This is a genomic window from Janibacter sp. FSL W8-0316, assembly GCF_038004165.1.
GTDB lineage: Bacteria > Actinomycetota > Actinomycetes > Actinomycetales > Dermatophilaceae > Janibacter > Janibacter indicus.
In genome coordinates, this window is the sequence record NZ_JBBOQX010000001.1 from 1,099,000 (window position 1) to 1,112,524 (window position 13,525).

Consider the following 13,525-nt stretch of genomic DNA (forward strand, 5'->3'; position numbering starts at 1 on the left):
CGGTAGGCGCGCCTGACGGATAGTGCATACTTGCTTGCAGAATCTGCAAGGCAGCATCGGCACCCGAGGAGCACCGTGAGCGAGATCGAGCAGACCGTCCGCACCCGCCTGCGCGGGCTGCGGCGCGCACAGTCCCTCTCCCTCGACGATCTCGCCGAGCGCTCCCACCTCAGCCCCTCGACGATCAGTCGCATCGAGACCGGCAAGCGGGCGATCAGTCTCGACGTCCTGCTCCCCCTGGCCCGCGCCCTGCGCACCGACGTCGAGACGCTCCTCGCCGAGGACGACGACGAGGACGTCGTCATCCGCCCCACCCCGACCCGCGAGCACGGGCGCACCACGTGGGTGCTCACCAAGGCCACGGCGACGACGACGGCGATGAAGGTGCGCCTCGAGCCCGGCCCCCGCCCGCAGCCGCGGGTGCACCCCGGGCACGACTGGTTCTTCGTCCTCGAGGGCAGCGTCGAGCTGACCCTGGGCGAGCGCATCGTGCGCGTCGAGGCCGGTGAGGCGGCGCAGTTCGAGACGATGACGCCGCACGCCTTCGTCGCGGTCGACGGGCCGGCCGAGGTCGTCATGATCTTCGACCCGGACGGGCACCGGGTCCATCGGCGGGACGGCGCCACGGACTGACCCCTCACACCACGACCCTTCGAGGTTAGGTTAGGGTCTCCTAATGTTCGCACCGGTCACCGGACCGGCCTCCCCTTCGCAAGGACGACGACGATGCACCTGACCCGCCTGCGCGCGACCACGACCGCGCTCCTGCTCGCCACCCCGCTCGCCCTCGCCGGGTGCGGCTCCGACTCCGGCTCGGACGCCGACGCGACGTCCAGCGGGGACGGCGCCTTCCCCGTGTCGATCAAGAGCTCGCTCGGCACCGCCGAGATCACCGAGAAGCCCGAGAAGGTCGTCACCCTCGGCCAGGGCTCCACCGAGACCTCCATCGCCCTCGGCACGATCCCCGTCGGCATGGAGGAGTACGCCTGGGCCGCCGACAAGTCCGGCTACACCCCGTGGGTCAACGAGGCCGTCAAGGACGAAGGGGGCGAGCTGCCCGAGTTCGTCGGCGCCGGCGAAGAGCTCGACATGGAAAAGATCGTCGAGCTCGAGCCCGACGTCATCCTCGCCCCGTGGTCGGGCATCACCCAGGAGCAGTACGACTCGCTGAGCGAGATCGCACCGACCGTCGCCTACCCCGACCAGGCGTGGAGCATCGACTGGGACGAGCAGATCGAGATCATCGGCCAGGCGCTCGGCCAGGAGGACGACGCGGCGAAGCTCGTCACGGACCTCGAGAAGCAGCTCGCCGACGAGGCGAAGAAGCACCCGGACTGGAAGAACTACACCTTCAGCTACGTCTACACCACGCCCGACACCCTGGGCGTCTTCAAGCCCACCGAGCAGCGCGCCGACATGGTCCGCAAGCTGGGGCTCAAGAGCGACCCGGCCGTCGACAAGATGAAGGAGACCGAGGGCACCGACTCTGCGGTCATCGGGTACGAGAACGCCGACAAGCTCAACGACAGCGACCTGATCTTCACCTTCTACAGCGACCCCAAGGCCAAGAAGCAGGCGATGTCCAACAAGCTCTACGCCTCGATCCCCGCGATCAAGGCCGGCGCGGTCGTCTCGAGCGACGACAACTCCTTCGTCACCGCCTCGTCGATGATCAACCCGCTCACGGTCCCCTACGCCCTGGAGACCTACCCGGAGATGATCGACGCGGCCATCGCCAAGGCCGACACGAAGTAGCCTCCGCCGGGTGACTGCTGGCTCGACCTCTCGACGCACCCCACGGACCGTCCTGGTCCTCGTGGGGTGCGTCGTCGTGCTCGCCCTCGTCTGCCTGCTCTCGCTGGCCGTCGGGTCGAAGCCGACGTCGCTGCCCCAGGTGGTCGACGCCCTCACCGGACGCCCCGACGCCTACCTCGCGACGGTGCTCGACGCCCGCATCGAGCGCACCCTCCTGGCGGTCGGGGTCGGCGCGGCGCTGGCCGTCTCCGGGGCCCTGATGCAGGGGGTGACGATCAACCCCCTCGCCGACCCGGGGCTGCTCGGCATCAACGCCGGCGCCGCGGCCGCGATGGTGAGCGCCAGCGTGTGGCTCGGCGTCTCCACCGGGACCGTCGCCTCGGCCTGGGTGGCCCTGTTCGGCGGCGGCATCGCCGCCCTCGTCGTCCACACGATCGGCACGGCCGGGGACACCGGCGCGAGCATGGTCCGGCTCGTGCTCGCCGGCGCGGTCGTCGCGGCGGTGCTCAACGCCTACGTCCAGGCCATCGCGCTCTCCCTGCCCCGGCACTTCGACAACTACCGCTTCTGGGTCGTCGGGTCGCTCGGCGACGGCGGGCTCGACCAACTGCGGGCGGTCGCCCCCTTCGTCGTCGTGGGACTCGTCCTGGCGCTGCTGTGCGCGAGCAGCCTCAACGCGCTGGCCCTGGGCACCGAAGCCGCGGCGGGCCTCGGGGTCAACACCACGCTGGTGCGCACCGCTGCCCTCGGCGCGGCGACGCTGCTGTGCGCCGCCGCGACCGCTGCCGTCGGGCCGATCGCCTTCGTCGGCCTCGCCGTGCCGCACATCGTGCGGGCCCTCGTCGGGCTCGACATGCGCCGCCAGCTGCTCGGGTGCCTCCTCGTCGGCCCGATCGTCCTGCTCGGCGCCGACGTCGTCGGCCGGGTCGTGCTGCGGCCGCAGGAGCTCATGGTCGGCGTCGTCACCGCCTTCGTCGGTGCGCCGATCCTGCTGCTCGCCGTGCGTCGCCTCGGGCGGAAGGCCCAGGCATGAGCGCCCTGGCCCCCGCGCGTCGACGCGCGAGCCTCCTCGGGCTCACCCTGCTCGCCCTCGTCGTCGCCACGGCCCTGGCCACGCTGACCATGGGCGGCCTCGGGGTGGCCCTGCCCGACCTGCCGGCGGGCATGGTCGACGTCGCGCGGGGCGAGGCGACGGGCAAGGCCAACTTCGTCCTCGGCCACCTGCGTGGGCCCCGTCTGCTCGTCGCCCTCGGGGCCGGGGCCGCCCTCGGGGCGTCGGGCGCGCTCTTCCAGTCGGTGACGCGCAACCCCCTCGGCTCCCCCGACGTCATCGGCGTGAGCGCCGGGGCGGGCGCGGGGGCCGCCTTCGTCGGGTTGCTCATGCCGAGCGCGACGTCGATCGTCCTCGGCTCGGTCCTCGGCGCGGCCCTGGCCGTGGGGCTCGTCGCGGTGAGCACCGGCACTGGGCTGAGCAACCCCATGCGCATGGTCCTCGCCGGCATCGGCGTATCGGCGATGGCCTATGCCTTCACGCAGTACGTCGTCTACGTCGTCGCCCGCGACAAGGCGACGGTCCTGTCGGCCTATCTCAACGGCAGCCTCAACGCGCGCGGCTGGGACCACGTCGCGACGATCTGGGTCGTGCTCGCCCTGGCCGTCGTGCCGCTCGCCCTCCTCTCGATCCCCCTCGGCCTGAGCGAGATGGGCGACGAGGTGGCCGCCTCGCTCGGCGTGCACTCCGGTGCCGTCCGACGACGCGCGGTCCTCCTGTCCGTCCTGTTGGCCGGCGGCGCGGTGGCGGTCGCCGGGCCGATCGCCTTCGTCGCGCTCACGGCGCCGCACATCACCCGGCGCCTGGCCCGCAGTGCACGTCCGCTGCTCGGGCTGTCCGCCGTGACCGGCGCCCTCCTGCTCTCGGCCGCGGACCTGGCCACCCAGCAGGTCCCGGTCTTCGACGGGCTGCCCGTCGGCATCCTCACGCTCGCGATCGGCGGCGTCTACCTCGGTGCGCTGCTGGTCTCCGAATGGAAGAAGGCGACATGACTCCCCCTTCGCTCGTCCGCGCCCACCAGGTCACCGTCGGCTACGGCGGGGAGCCGGTCATCCGAGGGCTCGACCTGAGGATCGAGCACGGTGAGTTCGCCGTCGTCGTCGGACCCAACGGCTGCGGCAAGTCGACCCTGCTCAAGACGCTGTGCCGGGTCAACCGGCCCTCCGGCGGGCGGGTCGAGCTCGACGGCGAGGACCTGCACCGGATGCCCGGCCGCGCCGTGGCCCGGCGGATCTCGCTGCTGCCGCAGAGCGCGACGGCCCCGGAGGGGATCACCGTCGCCGAGCTGGTGACCCGCGGGCGGCACCCCCACCACAGCCTGCTGCGGCAGTGGTCACCGGACGACGACCGGGCGATCGCGGCGGCGCTGGAGCGCACCCACCTGACCGACCTCGCGGACACGCCGGTGGCGACCCTGTCGGGCGGTCAGCGGCAGCGAGCCTGGGTCGCGATGGTGCTGGCCCAGGACACCGAGGTGATCCTGCTCGACGAGCCGACGACCTTCCTCGACATCGCGCACCAGTACGAGCTGCTCGAGCTCTTCGCCGGCCTCAACCGCGAGGGCCGCACGATCGTCGCGGTGCTGCACGATCTCAACCAGGCAGCGCGCTTCGCCTCGCGTCTGATCGTCATGCACGAAGGGGGTGTCGCCGGCGACGGCCCTCCCGAGCGAGTGCTCACGGGTGACCTGGTGCGCGAGGTCTTCGGGCTGGGCGCCGAGGTCGTCGACGACCCGCAGTCGGGCACGCCGATGGTCGTGCCGCACGTGCAGCCGGTCACCCGCTAGGCGGGAGCGGCCGCCGGGTCGAGCATGACCAGCTGGAAGACGGCATCGGTGACCCCCCGCACCTCGTGCAGCACCCGCGCGTCGAGGTTGGCGACGGCTCCGGGACCGAGGGTCACCACCTGCTCCCCCGCGGCGAACTCCACGGTGCCGGAGAGGCACTGGACGAGGATCGGGAAGGCCGCCGTGTGCTCCGCGAGCACCTGACCGGCCGCGAAGCGAAACATCACCACCCGGCAGCCGCGGCCCACGAGCGCCTTCTTGACGCCGGGGCGACCCCCTTCGCTCGTCGGCGCGAGGTCGAGGAGTCCGGAGGCGGAGTGGAGGGTCGTGTCCATGTCTCACACCCTAGGTCTAGATAGGTGACCATTTGGTAACCTATCATGATGACGTGAGCGATGACGACCTCGTCTTCAAGGCCCTGGCGGACCCGATCCGCCGGGTGCTGCTGGACGCCCTCTTCGAGCGTGACGGACGCAGCCAGTCCGACCTCGAGGAGGTCGTGCGCGAGCACACGGAGATGACGAGGTTCGGGGTGGCCAAGCACCTGCGGCTGCTCGAGGAAGCGAACCTCGTCATCACCCGCAAGGAGGGGCGGACCAAGCTGCACCACCTCAACCCCGTCCCCATCCGGGCGATCCACGACCGGTGGATCGGCAAGTACACGGCGGCGCGGACCTCCGCGCTGCTCGATCTCAAACGAGTCCTGGAGGACGACGAGCCATGAGCGACAGCGAGATCCAGATCCATCGCATCTTCATCAGCGCCACTCCCGAGCGGGTGTGGGCGGCCATCACCTCGGCGGAGTTCAGCCGGCTCTACGGCTACGCCGGCGACGTCGACTACGACCTGCGCGCAGGAGGGCACTTCGAGCACCGGGCCGGCGAGGACATGAAGGCGGTCGGCATGCCCGACGTCGTCGTCACCGGTGAGGTGCTCGAGGCCGACCCGCCGCGTCGCCTCGTCCAGACCTGGGCGCCGGTCTGGATCGAGGACGAGGAGCCCGGCACGCTCACCTGGGAGATCGAGCCGAGCGCCCACGGCTCGGTCCGTCTGACCCTCACGCACGACCTCACCGGCCGGCCGACGATGGCTGAGCAGGTGGCCGGCAGCCCCGACCCGAGCAACGAAGGGGGCGGCGGCTGGCCCTGGGTGCTCTCCGGCATCAAGACCGTCCTCGAGACGGGCGCGCCGATGGAGCCGGCGGCCGCCGACGGCGCCGCCTGACCCCGGACGTGCAGGCGGGGGAGGGAGCAAGCGGCGCGTCGCCGCCGCGGCGACCTCCCCCCCTTCGTCTGCATTGCCCTATGGCAATGCAACCTCTCGACATCAAGACTCTGCATTGCCGTAGGGCAATGCAGAGTCAGAGGAGGGCGATGACGAGCGGCACGAGCACGCTCGTCAGCAGGGCGGTGAGACCCATCGCGAGTCCCGCGAAGGCCCCCTCCGTGAGGTGGTCGTGCAGCGAGCGCGAGGTGCCGACGCCGTGGGAGGCCGCGCCCATGGCCAGGCCACGAACTCGCCTGTCCTGCACGCCCATCCGGTCCAGCAGCCACGGCCCGAAGACCGCACCGAGCATGCCGGCGAGCATCGTGAAGGCGGCGACGAGCGCCGGCACTCCCCCGATGTGGTCAGCGATGGCGATGGCGACGGGAGTCGTCGCGGCCTTGGGCGCGATGGTGTGCTCGAGCCCTTCGGACCCGCCGAGGGCGCGCACCGTGAGCACGGCCGAGCCGATCGAGACGAGCGCGCCGGCCGGCAGGGCGACCACCAGCGGCAACGCCATCTCACGCAGATGGTGCGCCTGCCGGTGCAGCGGCGCCGCGAGCGCGACCGTCGCCGGGCCGAGCACGAGGTGGATCAGCGCGCCGCCGGTCATGTACGTGTCGTAGTCGATGCCGAGGACGGCGAGCAGCGTGATGAGCAGCGCCGCGGCGACGAGCACCGGCTGCGCGAGCGGGTGACCGCCGGTGCGGTCGCGTACCCACACACCGGCCCGGTACGCGAGCAGGGTGAGGAAGACCCACGTGAGCGGCGAGTCGCGCAGCCAGTCCACGGCCTCAGTCATGAGAGCGCACCCGCACTCCCCGGCGCCCCTGCAACCACGAGGCCAGACCGGCCACGGTCAGCAGGCCGAGCAGCCACGACAGGACGAGGCCTCCCGTGACCGGCAGCCACTGCCGACCCAGCTCGGACGCGTGGACCATGATCCCGACCGTCACCGGGACGAAAAAGAGCTGCAGGTGGCGCAGCAGGCCGTCGGAGAAGCGCAGCGTGCCTGAGACCTCTCCCGGCCGGCGCACGGACAGCACCACGAAGAGCAGCACCATCCCCACGACCGGCCCGGGGATCGACAGGCCGAGGCTCCGGACGAAGACCTCCCCGACGAGCTGGCAGCCGAGGACCCACAGGATCCCGTTGATCATCGGCGGCTCACAGGCGCGTGACCTTGACCCGGACCCTCTCGCTGCCGGAGAGCTCGGTCTCGACGACGCCGTCGCCGAGCGGCAGCGCCTCGAGGTTGGGAGCGGAGCCGAACTGACCGGCTAGGGTCTCGTCGACGATCAGGCCCTGGTGGGCGACGGTCGCCTGCCACATCTGCTGCGAGCCGGTGATCGTCAGGCTGATCCGGTCGGAGACCTCGAGTCCGGCCTGCTTGCGCGCCTCCTGGACGGCACGGATGACGTCGCGCGCCAGACCCTCGGCCGCCAGCTCGTCGGTGACCTCGGTGTCGAGCACGATGAAGCCGCCCACGGAGCCGGGGAGCATCGCGGTGGCGCGGTGGCTCCCTTCGTCATCGGCCGCGACGGTCTCGAGCGTGTACTCGCCCTCGACCAGGGCGATGCCGCCGGAGGTCACGGTGCCGTCGTCGGCGACGGACCAGTCGCCGGACTTGCTGCCCTTGATCGCGACCTGGACCTGCTTGCCCAGGCGCGGTCCAGCCGCACGGGCGTTGACGGTGAGCTTCTGGCTCACGCCGAAGTCCGCGGCCGCCGGGTCAGCGATGTCGAGCAGGCTCACCTGGCGCACGTTGACCTCATCGGCGACGATCGCGCCGAAGTCCGCGAGCTTCGCGGCGTCGGGCACGACGACCGTCAGGTCACGCAGCGGCAGGCGGTTGCGCAGCTTGTTGGCCTTGCGCAGCGCGCTGGCCGAGCTGCACACCGCGCGGGCGGTGTCCATGGCGACGACGAGGTCGTGGTCGGCCGGCAGGTCCTCCGCCCGGGGCCAGTCGGCCAGGTGCACCGACCGCTCTCCCGTGAGCCCACGCCAGACTTCTTCGGCCATCAGCGGCAGAAGGGGGGCGGCGACGCGGCAGAGCACCTCGAGTGCCGTGTAGAGGGTGTTGCTGGCCGCCCTCGCGTTGGACATGGTGTCGGCATCCGCTGCTTCTGTGGCCCAGAAGCGCTCCCGGCTGCGCCGGATGTACCAGTTGGTGAGCACGTCGGTGAAGCTGCGGGTGCTGTCACAGGCGCCGGCGATGTCGTAGGCGTCCATCCGCGCGGTGGCGTCCTCGACGAACTCGCGCAGCTTGGCCAGCAGGTAGCGGTCGAGCGGGTCGGTGGAGCCCGTCGACCACTTCGCCTCGTAGCCGTCGCCGAGGGCATTGGCGTAGAGGGCGAAGAAGGAGTAGCTGTTCCACAGCGGGATGAGCACCTGCCGCACGCCCTCGCGGATGCCCTGCTCGGTGACGACGAGGTTGCCGCCGCGCAGGATCGGGCTGCTCATGAGGAACCAGCGCATCGCGTCGGCGCCGTCGCGGTCGAAGACCTCGGAGACGTCGGGGTAGTTGCGCAGCGACTTGGACATCTTCTGCCCGTCATTGCCCAGGACGATGCCGTGGCTGATGACCGACGAGAAGGCCGGCTTGTCGAAGAGCGCGGTCGCGAGGATGTGCAGCGTGTAGAACCACCCGCGGGTCTGGCCGATGTACTCGACGATGAAGTCGGCCGGGAAGTGCTGCTCGAACCACTCGGCATTGTCGAAGGGGTAGTGCACTTGCGCGTAGCTCATCGACCCGGAGTCGAACCACACGTCGAGCACGTCCTCGACGCGGCGCATCGTGCTCTTGCCGGTCGGGTCGTCGGGGTTGGGCCGGGTCAGCTCGTCGACGAAGGGACGGTGGAGATCGGGCTCACCGCCCTCGCCGAGCGGCAGCCGCCCGAAGTCGCGCTCGATCTCCTCGAAGGAGCCGTAGACGTCGATGCGCGGGTAGGCCGGGTCGTCGGACTTCCACACCGGCACCGGGCTGCCCCAGAAGCGGTTGCGGGTGATCGACCAGTCACGCGCATTTTCGAGCCACTTGCCGAACTGGCCGTGCTTGACGTGCTCGGGCGTCCAGGTGATCTGCTCGTTGTTGGCGAGCATCTTGTCCTTGATCGCCGTGACCTCGACGAACCACGACTCGACACCCTTGTAGATCAGCGGCTGCCGGCAGCGCCAGCAGTGCGGGTAGGAGTGCTCGTAGGACTCGCGGCGCAGCAGGATCGTGCCCTCGCTGACCGAGTCGGCCTGCTCGCCCCGGGTCGTCGCCTTGAGCGCGTCGATGATCGGGCCGTTGGCGTCGAAGACGAGCATGCCCTCGTAGTCGGTGACCGGCGCGGTGAAGCGACCGTCCTTGGCCACCGGCATGACGGCGGCGATGCCCTCGCGGTCGGTGACCTCCTTGTCGATCTCACCGAAGGCGCCGGCCGTGTGGACCAGGCCCGAGCCGTCGGTCGTCGTCACGGCCTCGTCCGCGGCGACGACGCGGAAGGCGCCCTCGTGGTCGGCGTAGTAGGACATCGGCGGGGTGTAGGTGCGGCCGAGCAGCTGGGCTCCGGTGTAGCGGCCGAGGACCGCCCGCTCGTCGCCGAGCTCGCGGGCATAGTGGCCCAGGCGCGCCTCGGCCAGGACGTACTTCGCCGTGGCCCCCTCGACACCGGGGACCGGCGCCTCGACGACGACGTAGTCGATCTCGGAGCCGACCATGACGGCCAGGTGGCTCGGCAGGGTCCACGGGGTCGTCGTCCACACGAGCAGGTGGGCACCGTCGAGCACCGGGTCCTCGCCGGTGGTGTCCATCCGCAGGCCGACGGTGACGGCCGGGTCCTGCCGCATCTGGTAGACGTCGTCGTCCATGCGCAGCTCGTGGTTGGACAGCGGCGTCTCGTCCTGCCAGCAGTAGGGCAGCACGCGGAAGCCCTCGTAGATCAGGCCCTGGTCGTACATCGACTTGAAGGCCCAGATGACCGACTCCATGAAGGTCGGGTTGAGCGTCTTGTAGTCGTTGTCGAAGTCGACCCAGCGCGCCTGGCGGGTGACGTAGTCGCGCCACTCGCCGGTGTACTTCAGGACCGACTCGCGGCAGGCGGCGTTGAACTTCTCGATGCCGAGCTCACGGACCTCGTCGGTCGTCTTCAGCCCGAGCTGGCGCATCGCCTCGAGCTCGGCGGGCAGTCCGTGGGTGTCCCAGCCGAAGCGCCGCTCGACCCGCTTGCCGCGCATCGTCTGGTAGCGCGGGACGACGTCCTTGACGTAGCCGGTGAGCAGGTGGCCGTAGTGCGGCAGACCGTTGGCGAAGGGGGGACCGTCGTAGAAGACGAACTCGTTGCTGCCGTCCGTGCCGGCGTCACGGGCGTCGATGGAGGCCTGGAAGGTCCCGTCCGCCTCCCAGTAGTTCAGGACGTGCTTCTCGATGTTGGGGAAGCTCGGGGAGGAGGCGACGGTGGTCGCGTCGGTGGTGGAGACCTTGGGATAGGTCATCGCGGCGGCTCCGGGGTACTCGGCGGGTCAACTCGTCAACTGCCACGAGGACGACGGCCATCCGGCCACCGCGGTACCACCCCGCTTGTCCACCCCCTTCGCGACGAAGGGAGTGGACCGCTCCTTGGTCCACCGGTCGTGACGTGACCACCCGTCCGGGTCTAGTGAGGAGCTGCCGCTCCCGTTCTGCCGGAGGCTCGCCGCTGATGACGGCTCAGACGCCTGTGGCACCAGTGTAGGACTCACCGACAGAGGCTCGAAACCGCGTGCGAGGATGGCGCCATGCCGACCGACCTCGACCGTCAGGAAGCGTGGCTCAGCCGCGAGGAGCTCGACAACGTGCGCGGCCGCGTGCCGATCCTCTACGTCGCGGCGGTGCCCGTGCGGGTCGCCGACAACGGCGACGTCACGGCGGTCGGGCTGCTGCTGCGCGCCTCCGACACCGGCACGATGGAGCGCGAGCTCATCGCCGGCCGGGTCAACTACCACGAGCGGGTGCGCGACGCCCTCGTGCGCCACCTCGAGAAGGACCTCGGTCCGATGGCGCTCCCGTCGGTGCCGGCCTCCCCGGCGCCCTTCACCGTCGCCGAGTTCTTCCCCACGCCGGGGGTCACCCCCTTCCACGACCCGCGCCAGCACGCCGTGGCCCTGAGCTTCATCGTGCCGGTGCGCGGCGACTGCGCGCCCCAGCACGATGCCCTCGACCTGGCCTGGCTCACGCCCGAGGAGGCCGGCGAGACCGGGCTGCTCGCGGAGATGTCGGGTGGCCACGGGGCTCTGCTGCGGCAGGCCCTGGCCCACCTGGGGCACAGCTCGGTCTGACTCAGTCCAGCCCCCGCTCGAGGGTCGTCAGCGCGTCGGCGAGCGCCGCGCGCTGCTCGGCACTGAGCGCTCCCATCTGGTCACCGACGCTGCGTCGGCGGGCCTCGTGCACGGCGGCGCGCACCGCACGCCCGGCGTCGGTGACGACGACGACGCTCGCCCGGCGGTCGTGCGGGTCCGGCTCGCGGCTGACATACCCCTTGCCCTCGAGGGCATCGACGACGTCGGTCACCGACCGCGGGGCGATGCGAAGGGAGTCGGCCAGCTCCCGCAGGCGCGGCGCCGGGTCGCGCTCGGCCGCCACGCGCAGGGCGCGGGCCTCGTGGGGTGACAGGTCGTGCTCCGACAGGTCGACCATCCACGCCCGGCGCAGGCCACGGGCCACCCGCAGCAGCTGCTCGCCGAGGTCCTCCGAGGCCGACCCGGCCACCCGCTTGCTCATGGCGACCACGGTAGCCGAGTTGCCCCCTTGCCTCATAGTGAGGTAACCTCAGCATCACGAACTGAGACGAATGAAAGGGGCCCACATGGACACCCCGACGACATCCCCCAAGACCGGTGGCGGGCACGGACCCCGCCGCATCGACCCGCGCGACCGCGCCCAGCTCGCCGAGAGCCCCGTGAGCGGGCGGCGGGTCATCGCCTACTTCCGCCCCTACCGCTGGCAGGTCGCCGCGGTGGTGGCGCTCATCGTGGCCAGTTCGCTGATCTCGATGGCCTCCCCCTTCCTCCTGCGCACCGTCATCGACGACGCGCTCCCCCACCAAGACGTGCGCCTGCTCCTGCTCGCCGTCGGCGGCATGCTGCTCGTCACCATCGCCACCGCACTCATCGGCGTGCAGCAGACGTGGATCTCCACGCGCGTCGGCCAGGCGGTCATGCACCGGCTGCGCACCGATGTCTTCACCCACCTGCAGCGGCAGGCGATGAGTTTCTTCACCCGCACCCGCTCCGGCGAGATCACCTCGCGCATCACCCAGGACATCGGCGGCATGCAGTCGATCGTGACGAGCACGGCCGTCTCGATCGCCTCCAACCTCACGACCGCGGTCGCCACCGCGGTGGCCATGGCCGCCCTGAGCTGGCGGCTGTCGCTCCTGTCGCTCCTCGTCCTGCCGCCGGCGATCTGGACCACCCGCAAGGTGGCGCTGGCCCGGCGCGAGATCACCTCCGAGCGGCAGCGCCGGCTGTCCGACCTGCAGGCCCAGGTCACCGAGGAGCTGTCGGTGAGCGGCGCGCTGCTGTCCAAGACGCTGGGCACGGCCGGGCGCGGAGCCCGCGAGTTCACCCAGACCTCGACCGACCTCGTCGGGCTCGAGGTGCGCAGCGAGCTCGCCGGCCGCTGGCGGATGGCGACGATGTCGATCGTCTTCGCCGCGATCCCGGCCCTGATCTACCTCGCTGCCGGCTTCCCCGCGACGAGCGGCGGCATGACGATCGGCACGATCATCGCCTTCACGACGCTGCAGTCGGGCATCTTCCGGCCGATCATGGGCCTGCTCAACGTCGGCGCCTCGTGGGTGGCCTCGATGGCCCTCTTCAGCCGCGTCTTCGGCTACCTCGACCTCGAGCCCGAGGTCACTCCCCCGGCTGCTCCGGTCGACCTCGACCCGACGACGGTGCGCGGCGACGTGCGCATCGAGGGTGTCGGCTACGGCTACCCCGACGGCGACCGGCTCGCCCTCGACGGCATCGACGCCGTCATCCCCGCCGGCTCCCACCTCGCGCTCGTCGGCGCCACCGGCAGTGGCAAGTCGACCCTCGCCTCGCTGCTCGTCCGGCTCGCCGATCCGAGCACCGGGCGGATCACCGTCGACGGTGTCGACCTGCGCGACATCGACCCCCAGACCCTCACCCAGATCATCGGCATCGTCACCCAGGAGACCTACCTCGCCCACGACACGGTGCGCGCCAACCTCCTGCTCGCCGACCCTGAGGCCACCGAGGCCCGGCTGTGGCAGGCCCTCGCGACCGCCCAGGCCGCCGACCTCGTCGCAGCGCTGCCCGACGGGCTCGACACGGTCGTCGGCGCACGCGGGCACCGCTTCTCCGGCGGAGAGCAGCAGCGCATCGCCATCGCCCGCACCCTGCTGCGCGACCCGGCGGTCCTCGTCCTCGACGAGGCGACGAGCGCCCTGGACAACGACACCGAGCGCGAGCTGCAGACGGCCCTCGATGCCCTGGCCCGGGGCCGCACGACGATCACCATCGCCCACCGGCTGAGCACCATCGAGGCCGCCGACGAGATCCTCGTCCTCTCGGGCGGGCGGGTCGTCGAGCGGGGCGAGCACCTGGCCCTGCTGCGGCGGGGCGGAGCCTACGCACGGCTCGCCGGGGAGGATCTCGCCCTCACCGCGTGAGGCGCGCGG

General features: G+C 71.2%; 14 protein-coding genes. 9 read left to right on the forward strand and 5 right to left on the reverse strand.

Annotated elements, in window-relative coordinates; all coding sequences use genetic code 11:
* Positions 1-75: 75 nt before the first annotated feature.
* The 5 genes from NYE39_RS05370 (at position 76) to NYE39_RS05390 (ending at position 4,592) form a co-directional block, all read left to right on the forward strand.
* On the forward strand, positions 76-633 hold the full coding sequence (locus NYE39_RS05370) for a helix-turn-helix domain-containing protein (protein ID WP_072625021.1): 558 nt from the start codon (positions 76-78) through the stop codon (positions 631-633).
* 93 nt (positions 634-726) lie between these two features.
* Entirely contained in the window at positions 727-1,755 is a 1,029-nt protein-coding gene (locus NYE39_RS05375) for an iron-siderophore ABC transporter substrate-binding protein (RefSeq protein WP_341012048.1), read from the forward strand.
* Between the two features lie 10 nt (positions 1,756-1,765).
* Positions 1,766-2,788 (forward strand): FecCD family ABC transporter permease, encoded by a 1,023-nt coding sequence (locus tag NYE39_RS05380; RefSeq protein WP_341012049.1) that lies wholly within the window; start codon positions 1,766-1,768, stop codon positions 2,786-2,788.
* On the forward strand, positions 2,785-3,798 hold the full coding sequence (locus NYE39_RS05385; protein ID WP_341012050.1) for a FecCD family ABC transporter permease: 1,014 nt from the start codon (positions 2,785-2,787) through the stop codon (positions 3,796-3,798). The genes NYE39_RS05380 and NYE39_RS05385 overlap by 4 nt, the downstream gene beginning before the upstream one ends.
* A complete protein-coding gene (locus NYE39_RS05390; protein WP_341012051.1) occupies positions 3,795-4,592 on the forward strand; it encodes an ABC transporter ATP-binding protein in 798 nt (265 codons plus the stop codon). Before NYE39_RS05385 ends, NYE39_RS05390 begins: the two co-directional genes overlap by 4 nt.
* Here the strand turns inward: NYE39_RS05390 and NYE39_RS05395 are convergent.
* Positions 4,589-4,927 (reverse strand): cupin domain-containing protein, encoded by a 339-nt coding sequence (locus NYE39_RS05395; protein WP_341012052.1) that lies wholly within the window; start codon positions 4,925-4,927, stop codon positions 4,589-4,591. The genes NYE39_RS05390 and NYE39_RS05395 overlap by 4 nt on opposite strands.
* A 53-nt stretch (positions 4,928-4,980) precedes the next feature.
* On the opposite strand from NYE39_RS05395, the gene NYE39_RS05400 reads away from it, so the two are divergent.
* Both NYE39_RS05400 and NYE39_RS05405 read left to right on the forward strand, forming a co-directional pair.
* Positions 4,981-5,316 carry an ArsR/SmtB family transcription factor gene (locus tag NYE39_RS05400; RefSeq protein WP_341012053.1) on the forward strand — a complete coding sequence of 112 codons (336 nt, stop codon included), beginning with the start codon at positions 4,981-4,983 and terminating at the stop codon, positions 5,314-5,316.
* A complete protein-coding gene (locus tag NYE39_RS05405) occupies positions 5,313-5,816 on the forward strand; it encodes an SRPBCC domain-containing protein (RefSeq protein WP_341012054.1) in 504 nt (167 codons plus the stop codon). The genes NYE39_RS05400 and NYE39_RS05405 overlap by 4 nt, the downstream gene beginning before the upstream one ends.
* Before the next feature lie 136 nt (positions 5,817-5,952).
* Here NYE39_RS05405 and NYE39_RS05410 read toward each other — a convergent pair whose 3' ends face one another.
* The 3 genes from NYE39_RS05410 to ileS are packed head-to-tail and all read right to left on the reverse strand — an operon-like array spanning position 5,953 to position 10,334.
* Positions 5,953-6,657 carry an LrgB family protein gene (locus NYE39_RS05410; RefSeq protein WP_341012055.1) on the reverse strand — a complete coding sequence of 235 codons (705 nt, stop codon included), beginning with the start codon at positions 6,655-6,657 and terminating at the stop codon, positions 5,953-5,955.
* A complete protein-coding gene (locus NYE39_RS05415; protein ID WP_341012056.1) occupies positions 6,650-7,015 on the reverse strand; it encodes a CidA/LrgA family protein in 366 nt (121 codons plus the stop codon). The genes NYE39_RS05410 and NYE39_RS05415 overlap by 8 nt, the downstream gene beginning before the upstream one ends.
* Positions 7,016-7,022: 7 nt before the next feature.
* Positions 7,023-10,334: an isoleucine--tRNA ligase gene (ileS, locus tag NYE39_RS05420; protein WP_341012057.1), complete on the reverse strand. Its 3,312-nt coding sequence runs from the start codon at positions 10,332-10,334 to the stop codon at positions 7,023-7,025.
* 282 nt (positions 10,335-10,616) lie between these two features.
* Between ileS and NYE39_RS05425 the strand changes: the two genes are divergently transcribed.
* Positions 10,617-11,156: an NUDIX hydrolase family protein gene (locus NYE39_RS05425; RefSeq protein WP_072625031.1), complete on the forward strand. Its 540-nt coding sequence runs from the start codon at positions 10,617-10,619 to the stop codon at positions 11,154-11,156.
* Between the two features lies 1 nt (position 11,157).
* On the opposite strand, the gene NYE39_RS05430 is transcribed toward NYE39_RS05425, so the two are convergent.
* Positions 11,158-11,598 (reverse strand): MarR family winged helix-turn-helix transcriptional regulator, encoded by a 441-nt coding sequence (locus tag NYE39_RS05430; protein WP_341012058.1) that lies wholly within the window; start codon positions 11,596-11,598, stop codon positions 11,158-11,160.
* Positions 11,599-11,683: 85 nt separating this feature from the next.
* Between NYE39_RS05430 and NYE39_RS05435 the strand changes: the two genes are divergently transcribed.
* Positions 11,684-13,516, forward strand: a complete 1,833-nt coding sequence (locus NYE39_RS05435) for an ABC transporter ATP-binding protein (RefSeq protein WP_341012059.1) — start codon at positions 11,684-11,686, stop codon at positions 13,514-13,516.
* Positions 13,517-13,525: the final 9 nt, after the last annotated feature.